General features: G+C 69.2%; 11 protein-coding genes. 5 read left to right on the top strand and 6 right to left on the bottom strand.

Going from position 1 to position 16,980, the window contains the following annotated elements; genetic code table 11:
• Window positions 1–145 precede the first annotated feature (145 nt).
• A complete protein-coding gene (locus VNF92_04030) occupies window positions 146–1,591 on the top strand; it encodes an Ig-like domain-containing protein (GenBank protein ID HVA57033.1) in 1,446 nt (481 codons plus the stop codon).
• Window positions 1,592–1,654: 63 nt separating this feature from the next.
• On the opposite strand, the gene VNF92_04025 is transcribed toward VNF92_04030, so the two are convergent.
• Window positions 1,655–2,230, bottom strand: a complete 576-nt coding sequence (locus VNF92_04025; protein ID HVA57032.1) for a Uma2 family endonuclease — start codon at window positions 2,228–2,230, stop codon at window positions 1,655–1,657.
• Between the two features lie 89 nt (window positions 2,231–2,319).
• Here VNF92_04025 and VNF92_04020 point away from each other — a divergent pair, with 89 nt between their 5' ends.
• Together VNF92_04020 and VNF92_04015 are read left to right on the top strand one after the other, a co-directional pair.
• The gene (locus tag VNF92_04020; protein ID HVA57031.1) at window positions 2,320–3,732 is read left to right on the top strand and encodes a pyridoxal-dependent decarboxylase; all 1,413 of its coding nucleotides are present in this window, start codon (window positions 2,320–2,322) and stop codon (window positions 3,730–3,732) included.
• Between the two features lie 113 nt (window positions 3,733–3,845).
• Window positions 3,846–4,022 (top strand): hypothetical protein, encoded by a 177-nt coding sequence (locus VNF92_04015; GenBank protein ID HVA57030.1) that lies wholly within the window; start codon window positions 3,846–3,848, stop codon window positions 4,020–4,022.
• Window positions 4,023–4,095: 73 nt separating this feature from the next.
• Here the strand turns inward: VNF92_04015 and galA are convergent, their stop codons facing one another.
• The 3 genes from galA to VNF92_04000 form a co-directional block, all read right to left on the bottom strand.
• Window positions 4,096–6,618 carry a beta-galactosidase GalA gene (gene galA / locus VNF92_04010; protein HVA57029.1) on the bottom strand — a complete coding sequence of 841 codons (2,523 nt, stop codon included), beginning with the start codon at window positions 6,616–6,618 and terminating at the stop codon, window positions 4,096–4,098.
• Window positions 6,619–6,849: 231 nt separating this feature from the next.
• Window positions 6,850–8,727 (bottom strand): glycoside hydrolase family 15 protein, encoded by a 1,878-nt coding sequence (locus VNF92_04005; protein ID HVA57028.1) that lies wholly within the window; start codon window positions 8,725–8,727, stop codon window positions 6,850–6,852.
• A gap of 12 nt (window positions 8,728–8,739) precedes the next feature.
• Entirely contained in the window at window positions 8,740–10,989 is a 2,250-nt protein-coding gene (locus tag VNF92_04000) for a bifunctional alpha,alpha-trehalose-phosphate synthase (UDP-forming)/trehalose-phosphatase (GenBank protein ID HVA57027.1), read from the bottom strand.
• A 149-nt stretch (window positions 10,990–11,138) separates the two neighbouring features.
• Between VNF92_04000 and VNF92_03995 the strand changes: the two genes are divergently transcribed.
• Window positions 11,139–13,235, top strand: coding sequence for a twin-arginine translocation signal domain-containing protein (locus VNF92_03995; GenBank protein HVA57026.1), 2,097 nt, complete (start codon window positions 11,139–11,141; stop codon window positions 13,233–13,235).
• On the opposite strand, the gene VNF92_03990 is transcribed toward VNF92_03995, so the two are convergent.
• Both VNF92_03990 and VNF92_03985 read right to left on the bottom strand, forming a co-directional pair.
• On the bottom strand, window positions 13,232–15,616 hold the full coding sequence (locus VNF92_03990; protein ID HVA57025.1) for a TonB-dependent receptor: 2,385 nt from the start codon (window positions 15,614–15,616) through the stop codon (window positions 13,232–13,234). The two genes, VNF92_03995 and VNF92_03990, sit on opposite strands and share 4 nt — an antisense overlap.
• Window positions 15,617–15,690: 74 nt before the next feature.
• Complete coding sequence (locus tag VNF92_03985) at window positions 15,691–16,032, bottom strand: hypothetical protein (GenBank protein HVA57024.1); 342 nt, start codon at window positions 16,030–16,032, stop codon at window positions 15,691–15,693.
• 123 nt (window positions 16,033–16,155) lie between these two features.
• Between VNF92_03985 and VNF92_03980 the strand changes: the two genes are divergently transcribed.
• Window positions 16,156–16,977, top strand: a complete 822-nt coding sequence (locus tag VNF92_03980) for a hypothetical protein (GenBank protein ID HVA57023.1) — start codon at window positions 16,156–16,158, stop codon at window positions 16,975–16,977.
• The last annotated feature ends 3 nt before the right edge of the window (window positions 16,978–16,980 follow it).

The raw sequence follows: 16,980 nt of genomic DNA, 5'->3' as shown, positions 1-16,980 counted from the left end.
CGCGGGTCGCGCCCAGTCCGGAACGCGCGCCTGTACATCGTGTAATATTCGGGTCCCTCCCCGGACGTGCTGCCTCCCGACCCTCACTGCCCACATGTCCACCCTTGCCGCTATTCGCCCCCACCGTCGCTCCCCTTGCCCGCGCGTGCTCTCGCCGGCGTCTCTCCGCCTGCTCGCCGCCGTCGTCGCTGCTGCGCTCGCGGCGTGCAGCTCGCACTCCTCCTCCACCTTGCCGGGTGTGGGACCGGTGACGACGGTGGCCGTCACTCCGACGTCGTTCACGATGGCGATCGGCGATACGGTCCGCCTGACCACCGTGGCCTACGACAAGTCCAGTAACATCATCACCACCGATACGGTGCATTGGTCGAGCAGCGATTCGTCGGTGGCGACGGTGTCCGACTCCGGCGTCGTACGGGCGCTGGTGGCGGGTACGGCGACGATCACGGCGAAGGTCGACTCCATCTCGGCGACGTCGGCGATCACCGTCACGCTGCCCTCCACCAAACCGCTGACGTCGGTGACCGCCGTCGTATCCGGGTTCGAACACAGCTGCGCGTTGGTGTCGGGCGGGAGCGCGTATTGCTGGGGGAGCAACGCGCAAGGCCAACTGGGCAACGACAGTGCCAACGCGGTTTCGCCGTTTCCGCTGCCCGTGTCAGGCGGGTTGAGCTTCGTATCGCTCGCCGCAGGGTACGCGCATACGTGCGGTCTCACGTCCGGCGGCAGCGCGTATTGCTGGGGTGACAACGCGCAGGGCGAGCTGGGCAACGTCACGGCCACCACCATGAGCGGAACGCCGGTGGCAGTCGCGGGCGGGCTGAGCTTCGCGATGTTGAGCGCCGGCTACTCGCACACGTGTGGAGTGACCACGGCGGGCCAGGCCTATTGTTGGGGGGCCAACGAAAGCGGGGAATTGGGCAATGGCACCGTCGGTCAGAACACCACCACGCCGGCACTCGTGGCGGGCGGGCTGACATTCGCGTCGGTGAGCGCGGGGGGCGTGTTCACGTGCGGCGTCACGACCGCCGGCGCGGGCTACTGCTGGGGCTCGGGCGGGTACGGGGTGCTCGGCAACGGCGGCACCGCGGACAGCGACGTGCCCGTGGCGGTTGCCGGTGGACTTCAGTTGGCGTCGATCAGCGCCGGTGTGTACCACACGTGCGCCCTCACGACCAGCGGCGCCGCGTATTGTTGGGGCAATTCGGCCAATGGGCAACTCGGTACAGGTTTCACGTCGCTGGGTAGTGCGACGCCGCTCGCCGTGGCTGGCGGCAACACGTTCGCGTCCGTGACCACGGGCGAGCTCAGCAGCTGCGCCGCGACGGCGGCCGGGGCGGTATTCTGCTGGGGTTCGGGGAGCTTCGGCGCACTGGGCAACGGGTCCACGACCGGGAGCAGCACGCCGCAGCCGGTGGCCAGCACGCAGACGCTCACCTCGGTGAGCGCAGGGATCTCGTTCCACGCGTGCAGTCTGTCGACGAATGGAACCGCCTACTGCTGGGGCTACGACGACAGCGGCGAACTCGGCGACGGCACGGCGGGGGGCTACAGCGTGACGCCGCAGGAAGTGGTGGTTCCGAATACGTAGGGGGAGGCGGGTTGACCATCCGGCTGTCTGACCGTTGGGAAGTCGGACAGCCGGACAGCGGAATCACGATTCGTCAGTGATTTCCGCGAACAGCGATTCCAGATCAATCGTCAACGCCGTCGCGTCGTCTGCCACCCCCGCCGGCCGCCACACCAGTTGCTTGCTCAGTACCTCCGGCCGCTCGTCCCCCGGGCGCCAGCGGTGCACCTCGCGCGCATCCACGTCCACAATCCAGTACTCGTCTACCCCTTCGCGCCGATACAGGGCTCGCTTGCGCACGCGGTCGAGGCGCGCCGTGCTTGGCGACAGGATCTCGATGGCGAGCATCATGTGGCCCGCCGTGCGCCAATCCTTGGGGCGATGGCCGTTCACCGGTGGAATCACGAACAGGTCGGGCTCGACCACGGTGTCATCGGAGAATTCGACGTCGGCCGGCGAGAGGATGGCGAACCCCACCTTTCGCTCGCGGAGGTATGGCGCGAGGATGAGGTGCAACGCGCCCAACGCCACCTGGTGCACCATGCGCGGTGCCGCGGTCGCGAACAGCTCGCCGTCAATGACCTCGTAGCGCTGGCCGTCGTCCGGCAGCGCATTGCGCATCTCCACGGTCCAGTGGGTCGTCGTCGCAGACATACCCATACTATGTTTCCCTCGGCGCCGAGTGGGCAAGTGGGCACGTGACCACGATGTGCCGTCGGCGCCAATCCGTGGCATCATCGGGTCCCGGCATGAACCCTTCGGACTTCAGCAAACACGCACGCGCCGTGGTGGACTGGGTGGCCGAGTATCGGGCGCACATCGCCGAGCGGCCGGTCATGGCGCGCACCACGCCGGGCGAGATCAGGGCCCAGTTGCCGCCGTCGCCGCCGGAGCAAGGCGAGCCGTTCGACGCCATGCTCCGCGACTTCGACACGATCATCGCGCCGGGCATCACGCACTGGCAGTCGCCCGACTTCTTCGGGTACTTTCCCAGCGGCGCCTCGCTGGCCAGCGTGCTCGGCGACTACCTCAGCAGCGGCATCGGCGCGGTGGGCCTGTCGTGGCAGGCGTGCCCCGCGCTCACCGAACTCGAAGAGGTGGTCACCGACTGGATGCGCCAGATGGTCGGGCTCTCCGATGCGTGGAGCGGCGTCATCCAGGACACGGCGTCGACGAGCACCCTCGTGGCCCTCATCTGCGCGCGCGAGCGGGCCACCGGCTACTCGCTGGTCCACGGGGGGCTCCAGGCGGAGCGACGGCCGCTGACCGTATATGTGTCCGCTCATGCCCACAGTTCGGTGGACAAGGCGGCGCTGCTCGCCGGCTTCGGCCGCGACCACGTGCGCCTCGTACCCCACGACGGCGGGTACGCCATGCGCGCCGACGCGCTCCGCGAGTTGATTACAGCCGACGCGGCCGCGGGGCGGAATCCCTGCGCCGTGGTCGCCACCACCGGCACGACCGGCACCACGGCGATCGATCCGGTGCGGGAGATCGCCGCGGTGGCGCGCGAATACGGCCTCTGGCTGCACGTGGACGCCGCCATGGCGGGCTCGGCCATGATCGTGCCCGAGCTGCGCTGGATGTGGGAGGGCGTGGAAGCGGCCGACTCACTGGTGCTCAATCCGCACAAGTGGCTGGGCGCGGTGTTCGACTGCTCGCTGTACTACGTGCGCGAGCCCGAGCATCTCGTGCGCGTGATGTCCACCAATCCCAGCTATCTGCAGAGCGCCGCCGACGGACGCGTGACGAACTATCGCGATTGGGGCATTCCGCTGGGCCGGCGGTTCCGCGCGCTCAAGCTCTGGTTCCTGATCCGCGAACAGGGAGTGGTGAGACTCCAGGCACGCATCCGGCGCGACCTCGAGAACGCGAAGTGGCTGGAGGCGCAGGTGCGCGCCGAGCCGCACTGGCGCGTGTTGGCCCCCGTCGGGCTGCAGACCGTGTGCGCGCGCCACGAGCCGCCGGGGTTGGGCGGCGAGGCCCTCGACCGCCACACGCTCGACTGGGTGGACCGGATCAACCGCTCGGGGGACGCCTATCTGACGCCGTCGACGCTCGACGGGCGTTGGATGGTGCGGGTGTCGATCGGCGCCGAGGCCACGGAGCGCGAGCACGTGGCCCGCCTGTGGACGCTGATGCGCGAGACGGCTGGCAGCTGATCCGCGCCGGGTAGCCCCTTGCCAGTTCCCTCTGGCCCCGCCGGACCGTTCTCCCTTATGGTTGGTGCTACGCCGCCATCCGGCCGCGGTTCGGCGCGGGCGCGAAGACCGCGATGTGCGCGGGAGCTTTCGTCTGGTTCGTGGGCACGTTGGCCTACTCGTCTCTCTATCTGTACCGGCTGGTGTCGTCCGAATTCATGTGCGTCGCCGCCGTGACCGCGCTCGTGGAATTCGTGATCGGCGCCTACGTCGGGTGCCAGATGTACTCGGAGCCGGGGGCGGCCGCGTAACGATTCGCGCCACCCCCACGGAGCGCGCGGGCCGGGCAGCGAACGTCGCGCCGCCCGGCCCGTCGTGCGTTCGTCAGGCCGAAGGACGCGGAACCGCCGCGGTGGAGGTGACGACGGCGGACCCCGACGCGAGTCCGGACGCGGACGCCGTGATCCGCAGGTCGCCCGGAGACTTTGACGCCTGCACGATCGCCACGCACTTGCCGTTGAACGCACTGCGCACCGGCTGCTTGTCCGATTCGTGGCAGCTCGGATCGCCGTTGCCCACGCCGAGCAGGCGCCCGGCTCCCGAAATCACAAAAGTGATCTTGTCGTCGGCGGTCGGGACCATGCGTCCCTGGGCGTCCACGACGCGCACCTCGACCACCGACAGGTCCTCGCCGTCGGCCGCGATGGAGGTTCGGTCGGGCACGAGTTGGATGGCCGTCGGAGCGCCGGTCGTCGCGCGCGTGTCGCTCGCCACGACTCTTCCCTTCACGTAGCCGCGCGCTTCGAGTGTGCCGGGCTGGTAGGGCACGCGCCATGCCAGGTGCGTGTTGGGCTGCACGGTCTGGCGGCTGAGGCTCGCCCCATTGAGGAACAGCTCCACCTGCTCGGCGTTGCTGTGCACCCAGACCTCGATCTCGTGCCCCTCCTCGCCGGACCAGTTCCAGTGCGGGAAGAGATGCACGACCGGCTTCGTGCCCCACCACGCCTGGTAATAGTAGAAGTTGTCCTTGGCGAACCCGCACGTGTCCATGATGCCGAAGTGGGAGTTGATGCACGGCCACGCGTAGGGCGTCGGCTCGCCGCGATAGTCGAAGCCGGTCCAGACGAATCCGCCGGCCAGGAACGGCCGCGCCGCATACGTCGTCCACCATGCTTCGGCGGTGGCGCCCCAGCCGGGCTTCTGCGTGTCGTACGCTTCGACGTAGCCGCGCGCCTTGTCGTTGGCGTAGATGCCGCGGGTGGACACGGTGCTCGCGACCTCGGTGCCCATGGACCACTGTTTGGGAAACTTGGAGTGGAACGCATCGATTCGCGGGCCGTCGCCGTAGTTGAACCCCTGCACGTCGACCACGGCGGAAAGGCCCGTGCCCCACGATCCATTCATGGCTTCGGTGATGGGGCGCATGGGATCGAGGCGGCGGGCCACGCGCTTCATGGTTCGCGCGATGCGGGCGCCTTCGTCGGTGCCCTGGGTGGGCTCCTCATTGCCGATGGACCAGCAGAAGATGCTCGGGTGATTGCGATCCCGGCGGATCATGCGTTCGAATTCGCTCAGTGCCTCGGGGCCTGACGAGAACATGCGCGTCTCGTCGAGCACGAGCATGCCGAGTTGGTCGCAGGCGTCGAGCAACTCGGGCGTGGGCGGGTTGTGCGACGTGCGATAGGCATTGCACCCCATCTCCTTGAGTCGAGCAATGCGGTAGTACTGCAGGCGGTCGGGCAGGGCGGACCCCACGCCGGCGTGATCCTGGTGGTTGCACGTGCCTTTGATCTCGACGTGCCGGTCGTTGAGAAAGAAGCCGTGGTCGGCGTCGAAGCGCATGGTTCGAACCCCGAACGGTGTCTCGTATTCGTCCACCGGAGTGCCGCCGACCGCGATCGTCGTCCGCACGCGGTAGAGATAGGGCGACTCCAGCGACCACCGGTGGGCGTCGGCGAGCACGGCCTGCTGATCGACGGTCACGCGTCCCCAGGCCGGCACGTGCGACGCGGTGCTGGCCGTGGCTCGCACGACGCCGTCGGCATCCATGATGCGCGACACCACGGTGCACCGCGCGTCGTGGTCGTCGTCATTGACCACGTCGGTGCGCAGATGCACGCGCGCCTGGCGGCCGTTCACGTCGGCGGTCACGTACTGGCCCCACTGCGGCACGTGGAGCGGGGCAGTCTTGACCAGCCACACGTGGCGGTAGATGCCGGCGCCCTCGTAGAACCATCCTTCCTCCTCCGTGGCGTCCACGCGGAGCGCGAGCACGTTGTCGCCGCCGTACCGCACGAGGTCGGTGACGTCCAGCCGGAACGGCGCATAGCCGCTGACCGCGGTGGTGAGGTAGGCGTCGTTGAAGGTGACGATCGCGTTCCGGTACACGCCGTCGAACTCGAGCCACAGCCGGCGGCCGGCGTCGGCGGCGGGTATGGCGAATACCTTGCGGTACCAGCCGATGCTCGTCGCGGGGTATGCGCGGCCGATGGGCTTGAAGCCGTGCGAGGTGAGTTCGCGGTCGTCCACGAACGGCAGCTCCACCGCCCAGTCGTGCGGCAGATCGACCGCGCGCCAGGCGCTCGCGTCGAAGTCGGGGCGGCCCGGGGCAAAGAACCACCCCGTCTTGGCGAACGCGCCGTCGTTGCCGCGCCCGAAGCCGAAGTCCAGTGCGGGATCGGCGGCGTGGCCCAAGTGGAAGCGCCAGTCGAAGTCCAATAACAGGCGATCTCTGGGGCTTGAAGAGTAGGGCGGCAGGACGGCAGGCGAGTAGGACGGCACTTCCGATGCTTGAGAAGCGTCCTCGACCGTCATCCCATCCAACCGTCCTACCGTCTTGCCGAGCAACGCACCGCCGGCAACGATCAGGCCGCTCTTCAGGGCATCGCGTCTGGTGAACTTTCGCATGGTCGTCCTCTGCGCGCGGGGAATCGTCGGCTGCTGCGTCGCCTCGAACCGTTCTGTGCCACGGCGTTCATGGTATAGCGAAAGGCGGCGGCCGCGACAACCCGTCCCGACCGAGTGGGCCGTACCGTGCGGTGGGGCCGCAATCGCAGAGGCCTGCATGCGGCAGCCGCGCGTTGGTGATCATGCGCGGGCGGGACTACACGTCGCCGTATCCAACCATCCACGATTTCGTCAAGCGTCTTCCCGCGGGCTTTCGGACGGCGGGGATCCAGATTCCCTTCGCGATCCGGACGGGATCCCTGCAGCAGCCGTCGCGTCGCGACGACGGCGCCATTCCAGGATGTACGCCGTATTGAGCAGCGCGGCGTGGGACAGCGCTTGTGGGAAGTTGCCGACCTGGGCGCCGGAGTGCGGATCGATCTCTTCGGCCAGGAGCCCGACGTGGTTGGCGCGGCCGACCATCTTCAGGAACAACCGCTCGGCGGTCTCGAGGTCGCCGGCCAGGGCGAGGTCCTGGGCCAACCAGAACGTGCAGACGATGAACGCGCCCTCGTCGCCGGACAGGCCGTCGGCCGAGCGATACCGGAACACCAGATCTTCCGGGCCGGCGCTGAGTTCGCGCCACACTGCGCGCACCGTGCTCATGACGCGGGGATCGTCGGCGGGGAGAAAGCGCAGTTTCGGGATGACGAGCAGCGCCGCGTCGAGCTGGGGTTCGCCGTACGCCTGGACGAACGTCTGCCGGTCCGCATCCCAGCCGTTGGCGAGGACGTCGGCGTGGATGTCGTCGGCGGCGCGGCGCCAGCCCTCGATGTTGCCGGGCAGGTCGCCGCGTTGGGCGATGCGGACGCCGCGGTCGAGCGCCGCCCACGCCATCACTTTGCTGAACACGTAGTGCTTGGGCGTCTGCCGGGCCTCCCAGATGCTGTAGTCGGGTTCGCGCCAGTGGTGGGCGGTCCAGTCGAGCAGGTCTTGCAGCACCTTCCAGAGGCCTTCGCTCATGGGATGCCGGCGGGCCCAGATGGATACCGTCTCGAGCAGTTCGCCGTATACGTCCAGCTGAAACTGGGTGGCGGCGGCGTTGCCAATGCGCACCGGATAGGCACCGCGGTATCCGCGCAGGTTGTCGAGCGTGCTCTCCGGCAGGTCGCGACGCCCGTCGATGCCGTACATGATCTGGATGTGTTGGCTGGCGCCGCGCCGCGATACGCGTTTGACGAAGTCCAGGAATCCGACCACCTCGCCGTCGAAGCCCATGCGGTCGAGGGCGTAGACCACGAAGGCCGCATCGCGGAGCCACGCGTACCGGTAGTCCCAGTTCCGGCTGCCTCCGTGGGATTCCGGAAGCGACGTGGTGGGCGCGGCCACGATCGCGCCCGACGGGAGATAGGAGCACAACTTCAGGGCCAGGGCGCTCCGCTCCACGGCCTCGCGATGCGGCCCATCGTATCGGAGCTGCCCGACCCACTGGTTCCACCAGTGCTTGGCCGCGTCGAGCTTCTGCGCCGGTCGGTAGTCATCCACCGCGTGCACTTCGTCGTCATCCGCCCGGACCACGAACCATGCGCTGGTGCCGGCCCGGGCCGGCAGCACGGCGCGTGCGGCTCCCGGCTCGATCATCCACTCCACCCCCGGCGGCCCGGCCAGCGAGAGCACGTCATCGTACCGGTCCCACGCCATGAGGCCATGGCGGCGGCGCACGAACACGGGCGCGCGCTGGCCGTAGCCGAAGCATGGGGCGAAACTCACCTCCACCTGCGCCGCACCGGCCGTGCATCGCACGCGCCGAAAGATCTCGGCGCGCGCCCCGCGGGCCGGGCCCACGGGCATGAAGTCGGTGACCTCCACCGCGCCGGCCGTCGATTCGAAGGTGGTCACCAGCACGTTCGTGTGCGGCACGTACTGCTGGGTGCTTGTCCAGGGCACACCGGTATCGAGGGGAGCGATGCGCCAGTGGCCGCCGCGCTCGGCGTCGAGCAGCGCCGCGAACACGCTTGGCGAGTCGAAGCGCGGCGTGCACCACCAATCGATGGTGCCTTCGATGCCGACGAGCGCCGCCGTGTGGAGGTCGCCGATCAGGCCATGGTCGGCGATGCTGATTTCGGTCATGGCGCGCGCCCGCTAGCTGCCGGTGCCGGCGGAGCCGCCGGCGGCGAGCCAGCGCAGCAGCTTCACGACCGAGGCCGGGTCGGGGAGCCGGTAGTCGGCAGCGGTGGCCGCGTCGGAGCCAGTGGCCGATATCTGGATGGAACGGCCGATGCCGCGCAGCGACTCGAACGCCCCCTCGTCGGTAACGTCGTCGCCGATGTACAGTGCTCGGGCGCGCGAAGGCCAGTCGACGCCGTGGCGTTGCACGAGGACGTGGAGCACGGCCTGGCCCTTGTGCCAGTCGAGCGGCGGTCGCCCTTCGAGCACCATCTTGCCGCGGTTCATCCGCAGCTGAAGGCGTCGGAAGATCTCCTCAGCGGCCAGTTCGGCTTCGGCGCGCCGCTCGGCGGGCACGCGCCGCAGGTGGTAGGAGACCGTCGCCGGCTTCCGTTCGACCTGGGCGCCCGGGACGCCGAGTGCCTCGAGCTCGTCCGCGGCGCGTTCGATCGCGGCGCGGTAGTGCGCGACCCCGTCGTGCCGCAACGACACACCGGGTCCCTCGATCTCGAAGCCGTGGTCGCCCACGTACGTGATTCCCGGCACGCCCACGCGCCGGCGCACATCGTCGAGGGCTCGGCCCGAGACGATCACGACGTCCAGCGCCGAGTGGCGCGCCGCCTGCACGAGTACGGCGCGGGTACGCGCGGCGAGGCGGGCGTCTTCGGGGCGCTCGACGATCGGGGTCAACGTTCCGTCAAAGTCGAGGAACACCATGGCGCTGGGCCGGGCGGCCAACCACGGCGTGAGCCGGCGGCGCACCTGATCCACGGGTGATGCCGGCGGGGCCGGGTGCGCGAACGCCCGGTGAGCCGCCGCAAGAAAGTCGCGCACCCAGGCGTGCACGTCATGCGTGCGCACGCGGTCGCGGAGCGCCGACATGCGCGCGCGGCGTTCGTCGGCCGGCATCGAGAGCGCGCGGTGCAAGCCGGCGGCCACCGCACCGATATCGAAGGGATTCACGATCACCGCTTCCGGCAGTTCCTCGGCGGCGCCGGCCATCTCCGACAGCACGAGCACGCCGCTGAGCGTCGCCTGCGCCATCACGTACTCCTTGGCGACGAGATTCATGCCGTCGCGGAGCGGGGTGACGAGCGCCACGTCGGCGCCTCGATAGAGGGGGATCAATTCGTCCTGGGGGAGCGACCGCACGAGGTAGCGGATGGGCGTCCATCCGGCCTCGGAGAATCGGCCGTTGATGCGCCCCACGGTCTCGTCGATCTGCCGTTTGAGGTCCGAGTACTCGGCCACGTGCTCGCGGCTCGGCACGAGCAGCTGCGTGAACACCACGCGACCGCGGTAGGTGGGCCACCGTTCGAGCAGACGCTCGATGGCCAGCATCCGCTCGTAGATGCCCTTGGTGTAATCCAGGCGGTCGACGCCGAGGATCTCCCGTACGCGGTCGGCCGGGCGCGTGCGCGCGCCGGCCGACCGCGCCACCGTCGAAACGAATCCGGCGTCGATGCTGATCGGGTCGACCACCACCGACACGGCCCGGCCGTCGAACTGCACGACGCCGGCGGCGCGGTCCACGTCGCAGCCGAGCAGGCGCGCGGCGCTGTCGAGGAAGTGATCCGCGTAGCTGTCGACGTGAAACCCGACGACGTCGGCGGCGAGCATCCCGCGCATGAGGTGGCGCGACCAGGGGAGCACCCGCAACAGGTCGGACCCGGGAAAGGGGATGTGCAGGAACGACGCGATCCGCGCACCGGGTACCAACTCCCGTAGATGATGGGGCATACGAAGAAGCTGATAGTCCTGCACCCACACCAGCGCGCCCTGGCGCGCGAACGGCGCCGCGCGCTTGGCGAACCGCTGGTTGACCGCGTCGTACGCCTGCCACGTGGCGGCGTCGATGTGCGTGCGCCCGACGAAATAGTGGAACAGGGGCCAGAGCGTGCGGTTGGAGAAGCCGGCGTAGTAGAGCGAGACTTCGCGTTCGGTGAGCGGCACCGGTTCGTAACGGATGTCAGGGTCGTGCGGCAGGTCGAGGCCGCCGGCGACGTCGGCCTCTTCGCGGGTGATGCCGGGCCACCCGATCCACACACCGCCGCGCGTGCGGAGCACCGGCTCCAGGGCGCTCACCAGCCCGCCCACCGCCCGGGTGAACGTGAGGGCGCTCCCCTGCCGCTCGGCGCAGAACGGCAGCCGGTTGCTGACCAGGACGAGGCGGTCGGTCTCCGCGACCGACTCCGTTCCGGCACGGGGGAGGGAATCACGCTCCATGCCTTCGCAAACTAATGCCTGAGGGCGGCGGCGGAACCGCGCCCCGGATTGCGCATCCGGCGGCCGCCCGGCTACACTGACGAAGCCGGGGCAGGCGGCCGATCGCGGGCCGGGTGCCGCCGCCTCGTCTCCTCCTTCGTCCGCGCACGATGCCGAACTCTCGCTCCGATCTCCCCGCCGCCGACGAACTGTCGCGGCGCGACTTTCTTGCACGCAGTGCCGTGATGGGCCTCGGCGTCGCCCTCGCCTCGCCGCGCCTGGCGTCGCTGCTCCGATGGGAACGCGCCGCGGCGCTCGATGCGCTGGCGCTGCCGGCGCATGCCGGCATCCGGTCGGGAGACCTGACGCTCGGCAACGCGGCGATCGCGGGGGTGTGGCAGGTGGCCGATGCGCGGCTGCGTGCGGTGCGGGTGGACGATCGGGTGAATGGGGGCTCGCTGTCGCTTCCGGCGAGCGCGTTCTCGCTGGCCATGGCCGACGGCGCGGTGTGGCCGGCCGAGACGTTCCGGGTGGTCCGGGCGCCGGCGGTGACGACGTTGCACGCCGACCCCGGCGCATCGCGGCTGTCCGAACGCGTGGGCGGGCGGGCCCTGACCGTGGTGCTCCGCGATCCGAGCGGTACGCTCGAGGTGACCTGGCGGGCGGTGCTGCGCGACGGCTCGCGGTATCTGCGCCAAGAGATTGCGCTGCGCGCCATCGGGGCGGAGGTGCCGGTGCGGACCATCACCCTGGTCGACCTGCACGCGCCGCGCGCCGCCGTGAACGGCACCGTGAAGGGCAGTCCGGTGGTATTCGATAACTGGTATTGCGGCTTCGAACACCCGCTGTCGGCGAGCGCCGTGGACGGCGACCGGGCGACCTGCGCGCTGCCGCGCGAGCTGCCGCTGCGGCCCGACGCGCCGTTCACGGCATCGTCGGTGATCGGGGTGGCGCGCCCGGGCCAACTGCGCCGGGACTTCCTTGGCTACCTGGAACGCGAGCGGGCCCATCCGTACCGCACGTTCCTGCACTACAACTCGTGGTACGACATCGGCTACTTCTCCAAATACACCGAGGCCGATGCGCTGAACGTGATCCGGGCTTTCGGCCAGGAGCTGCAGCGCAAGCGGCGCGTGGTCCTGTCGTCGTTCCTGTTCGACGACGGGTGGGACGACCCCAAGACGCTGTGGGGGTTCGGGCCCGGATTCCCGCACGGGTTCACCAACGTGCGGCGGGCCGCGGAGCGGTACGGCGCGGAGCCCGGCGTGTGGCTGTCCCCGTGGGGCGGGTACGGCCAGCCGCAGAAGGACCGCCTCGAGTACGGACGGGCCCAGGGGTTCGAGACCAACGAGGGCGGGTTCGCCCTGTCGGGGCCCAAGTACTACAAGCGCTTCCACGATACGTGCGTCAACTTCATCCGCGAGTACGGCGTCAACCAGTTCAAGATCGACGGCACGGGCAATGCCTCGACGGTGATTCCGGGCAGCCAGTTCGACAGCGACTTCGATGCCGCGATCGCGCTCATCGGCGATCTGCGCCAGATCAAGCCCGACCTGTTCGTGAATCTCACCACGGGCACGTATCCGTCGCCCTTCTGGCTGCGCTACGCGGATTCCATCTGGCGGGGCGGGGAAGACCACTCGTTCGCGGGCATCGGGACTTACCGGCAGCAATGGATGACCTACCGCGATGCCGACACGCACGAACACGTGGTGCGCCGTGGTCCCCTGTATCCGCTCAACTCGCTGATGCTGCACGGCATGATCTACGCGCGCCACGCCAACCACCTGAGCGACGATCCGGGGGGCGACTTCAACAGCGAGATCCGCGTGTACTTCGGCAACGGCACGCAGTTGCAGGAGATGTACGTGACGCCGTCCAACCTCAGCGACGACAACTGGAACACGCTGGCCGAGAGCGCCAACTGGTCGCGGCGCAACGCCGACGTGCTGCGCGACACGCACTGGGTGGGGGGCGATCCGGCCGCGCTCGAACCATACGGATGGGCGGCGTGGTCGCCCGCCAAGGCCACGCTCACGCTGCGCAATCCGAGCGATCGCTGGCAGACGATTGGCATCGACCCCGCGGCGGCGTTCGAATTGCCCGATGGCGCGGCGCGACGGTTCACGGCGCAAAGCCCGTGGCGGGCCGATCGCGACCAGCCGCCGATCGAACTGACGGCTGGCCGCGAGCATGCGTTCCGACTGGCGCCGTTCCAGGTCCTCAACCTGGACGTCACGCCGGTGTCCGGCCGTTCGGCCGGCTAGATCCCCACGCTCACCCGCAGCTGAATGGACCGCGGCCGTCCGTACGACGCGCCGCTGAAGAACGCACCCTTCAGGATGTACTGATCGTTGAACAGGTTGTCGACGTACAGTTCGGGCCGCAGGATCGTGGACCCGGTGACGAACGTGTATCCGACGCTGACGCTCGTGATCGCGCTCGGGGCGACCTTGATGCCGGGGTTGAAGTCGAACAGCCCCGTGCCGTAGTGGCAGCCGCAGTCCGACGGATCGACGCCGTTGGTGAGCCCGGAACCGATCGTCTCGGTGGCGCTCACGAACATCCGGTCGGCCGAGTACGTGCCGCTGGCCACGATCGAGAGCCGCTGGTCGTGGTCGAGGTCAAAGTACCCCGTCGGGTTGGCGGTCGGGAAGAAGCCGCCGGTGATCGGACCGATCCCGTAGGCGTGGTTCAACGCCGCGTTGATGTACCCCGAGAACGGCCCGTCGGGGCGCACGTTGATCACGCCCTCGAGGCCGGTGACCCAGACCTGGGCGATGTTGACGTCGGTGGTGATCGACGAGCCGGGCACGGTGTTGTCGTCCACCCCGGGCGTGCTGTGCTTGTGGTACCATGAGAACTTGGTGACCAGCCCCGCCACCGGAAACCGGTGGATGATCCCCGCCTCGTAGAAGTCGTCGCGCTCGGGCAGCGTCGGCACGGTCGCCACGCCCCCCTGCGCCACGCTCGTGATCGACCGCAGGTCTTCGATGTTGGTCGGCATGAACATCCGGCCGTAGTAGGCGTACACCGTGGTGGCCGGGTCCGGGTAGAAGTTGAACCGGATGCGCGGACTCCACTGCGAGGCCGTGCCGGCGAACGGCGCGGTGTGCGAGTCGTAGCGGATGCCGGTGCGGATCTCGAACTGTTCGATCGGCGAGTACGCGACCTGCGTGTAGGCGCCGACGTCGTTGCCGGTGAGGCCGGAATTGGAGGCCGGCCCCAGGTTGCCCGCCGCGTCCACGGTCTGGAAGTCTTCGTGGCCGGTGGTGAACTGGGCGAGCACGCCGCTCTTCCAGGTCAGCTCGCGCCGCAGATTGACCGTGAGATCGGTCTTGATCCCCGACGAGGTGAACTGCCGGTATTCGCTCAGATTGTACGGCAGCGTGGTATCGGGGTAGAAGATGAAGCTCGGCTGGTCGGTGGCGCCGGGCACGTAGCGCAGGCTGCCCGACCGGTAGAAGAGGCCGGCGAACAGCTCGGCCGGGGCGGCGGCGTCAGCCGCCGAATCGGGCGGCGAGAACAGGTGGTGCCAGCTCAGGTTGGCGAAGCCGTTGAGGTCCGTCTGGTGATCGTCGAGCGACGTACCGCCCGCCGTGTCGTAGGGCACGGCGAACTTCGTCCGCGACCAGTTGAGGTCGAGATCCATCACGTCGGTGGGGCTGGCCCGGTACTCGATCTTCCCGAAGCTGAAGCCATCGGTGCCGCTATTATGAAAATTATATGGCGCGTCGGTGGTCGCATTCCCCATCACCGGGTCCTGCCGCATGTTGGTGGACTGGTACTCTCCGGACAGGAACGCCCCCCACTTGCCGCTGTTCGCGCTCAGGTTCAGGCTGCCCCCCTGACTGGCGAACGAGCCGGTGTAGGCCGACATGTCGGAGTGGAACCCGCCGGAGGGGATCTTGGTGTGAACCTTGATGATGGCGGCGTTGCGCCCCCCGTACTCGGCGTCCCACCCGCCGGTCTGGAAGTCGATGTTGTTCACCACCTGCGGGTCGAACAGCTCGTTGAGACTGCCCGAGATGCCCGGCGGCACCGGCACGCCGTCCACGTAATACGTGTACTCGGCGTGCTGGCCGCGAATGTGCACCTCGCCCGTCGGCGCGCGAGCGGCGCCGACGATGGACTGCTGCAGGATCTCCGACGTCGTGTTGGTCGGCGCCCCGTGGTAGTTGTCCTGCTGAAACGTCTGGTCGCCGGTCCGCGTGTTGACGGCCACCGGCACCGAGCTCTGCACCTGGACGGCCTGCAGCGTGATCGCCGCGGCCACCATCGCGAACGTCACGCGCATCGGCGCGCCGTCTCCCGTGACCGTGATCGGCTGCGTGGCTGGGCGGAACCCGATGAAGTGCACCGCCACCACGTACGCGCCCGGATTGAGGTTGTGCACGGTGAACCGGCCGAACTCGTCGCTTGAGCTGTTGGCGATCACCGTCGTTCCCTGCATCACCGAAATCGCGGCGTTGGCGAGCGGCTGGCCCGAGGCGCTGTCGGTCACCGTGCCGATGACGTCGGACGGGGCCAGCGTGTGGGTGGACTCGGGAAGGAGCGCTCGGGCGGGGGCGGCGAACGCCGCCAGCGCGAACGCGGCGGCCACCGCCCCGCCCCATCGGGGACGCGTGCGTGCGAAGAACCTGGACATGAGAGGCCCTGGAATGAGTGTGAGTTGTTAAAACGCGAACCGACGCGGGCCGAAGCGTTGGCTTCGGCGTCAACTCACGCGGGCGGGCCCCGCGAATGCGGAGTGCGATAGGCGACGCGCGGCGCGGGCGTGCCCACGGCGTTCGGCGGCATCGCGTCGCAACGCGCCGCCGGAACCGACGCCACTTCGTGCGGCAACGGGGCCGACCAGTGGCTCAGCGTCTGGCACAGCACGCAGTCGTCCGGGTGGCCCGGATGACACCCCTTGTGCCCGTGGTCCTCGATGTGGACCGCCGACGGACTGCCGTCGGTGCGCTGCGCGATCGCGTCGGCGAATGCCACGGCCGGCGGCAGCACCAACTGGAACGCCGCCGCGAACAGGGCAATGGATCGGAACGGCCGCCGGGTGCGCAGCATTCGCGCATAATAGTCGACGGGCCGCCGCCCGCCAACCGGGCGGCGGGCCCGCCCTCGCCGCGGCGTGGTTTCCCGGCTCCCCTGGCCGTAGCTTCATCCCAGCGCTCCACTCACCGGCCCGCCATGCCAGATCAGTCGCCCATCGTCATCCGCCCCCTCGCCACGCTCGCCGACTATCGCGCCGCGGTCGATCTCCAATACGACACCTGGGGGCGCGGCCTCACCGACGTCACGTCCGCCACCGTGCTCAAGATCGCGCAGCGCGTGGGGGGCGTCTCGGCGGGGGCCTTTGCCGGCGACGGGCGTCTGCTCGGATTCGTGTTCGGACTCACCGGCGTGGAACACGGTCGCGTGGTGCACTGGTCGCACATGCTCGCCGTGCGCGCCGAGGCGCAGAACGCCGGTATCGGCCGCCGGCTCAAGGAATTCCAACTCGCCGCCGTTGCCCGTCTCGGTGCGCACCTCATCTATTGGACGTACGACCCGCTCGTGGCCCGCAATGCCCATCTCAACTTCAACGTGCTCGGGGCCCGCGTCGTGGAATACGCCCGCGACATGTACGGCGACATGGGGAGCGCGCTCGCGCGGGGCATCGGCACCGACCGGTTCGTGCTCGCCTGGCCCGTGGATCCGGTGGAACTGGCGGCGCGGCGGGCCGAGGTCGCGGCGGCGCGCGCCGACACGGCGTTCGACGCCGCGCCCGTACTGAATCCCGTATTGGGCGGTGACATCCTGGCGGCGGCTCCGGCCGCCGGAGCCCCGAGAGTGCGCGTGCGCATTCCCGGCGACATCGGCGCGCTGCAGGCCCACGACCTGGCGGCGGCCGCGCAGTGGCGCGCGGACACACGCGCCGCGTTCGAACTTCTGCTGGCCGCCGGGTACCGGCTGGTCGGCTTCGCGGCCGACCGCGGACCCGCCAACGGCCACTATCTCTTCACCCTCTGACGC

The sequence above is a fragment of the Gemmatimonadaceae bacterium genome (assembly GCA_035533015.1).
In the GTDB taxonomy this organism is placed as follows: Bacteria; Gemmatimonadota; Gemmatimonadetes; order Gemmatimonadales; family Gemmatimonadaceae; genus JAGWRI01.
The sequence above is the reverse complement of the archived record's forward strand: the minus strand, read 5'-3'. Positions and strand labels throughout refer to the sequence as shown.

Excerpts from the sequence above, each read along its gene's own strand:
- VNF92_03995 (HVA57026.1), top strand. The coding sequence starts at position 11,139 with ATGCCGAACTCTCGCTCCGATCTCCCCGCCGCCGACGAACTGTCGCGG.
- VNF92_04025 (HVA57032.1), bottom strand. The coding sequence starts at position 2,230 with ATGGGTATGTCTGCGACGACGACCCACTGGACCGTGGAGATGCGCAAT.
- VNF92_03985 (HVA57024.1), bottom strand. The coding sequence starts at position 16,032 with ATGCTGCGCACCCGGCGGCCGTTCCGATCCATTGCCCTGTTCGCGGCG.
- VNF92_04005 (HVA57028.1), bottom strand. The coding sequence starts at position 8,727 with ATGACCGAAATCAGCATCGCCGACCATGGCCTGATCGGCGACCTCCAC.
- galA (HVA57029.1), bottom strand. The coding sequence starts at position 6,618 with ATGCGAAAGTTCACCAGACGCGATGCCCTGAAGAGCGGCCTGATCGTT.
- VNF92_03980 (HVA57023.1), top strand. The coding sequence starts at position 16,156 with ATGCCAGATCAGTCGCCCATCGTCATCCGCCCCCTCGCCACGCTCGCC.
- VNF92_03990 (HVA57025.1), bottom strand. The coding sequence starts at position 15,616 with ATGTCCAGGTTCTTCGCACGCACGCGTCCCCGATGGGGCGGGGCGGTG.
- VNF92_04000 (HVA57027.1), bottom strand. The coding sequence starts at position 10,989 with ATGGAGCGTGATTCCCTCCCCCGTGCCGGAACGGAGTCGGTCGCGGAG.
- VNF92_04020 (HVA57031.1), top strand. The coding sequence starts at position 2,320 with ATGAACCCTTCGGACTTCAGCAAACACGCACGCGCCGTGGTGGACTGG.
- VNF92_04015 (HVA57030.1), top strand. The coding sequence starts at position 3,846 with ATGTGCGCGGGAGCTTTCGTCTGGTTCGTGGGCACGTTGGCCTACTCG.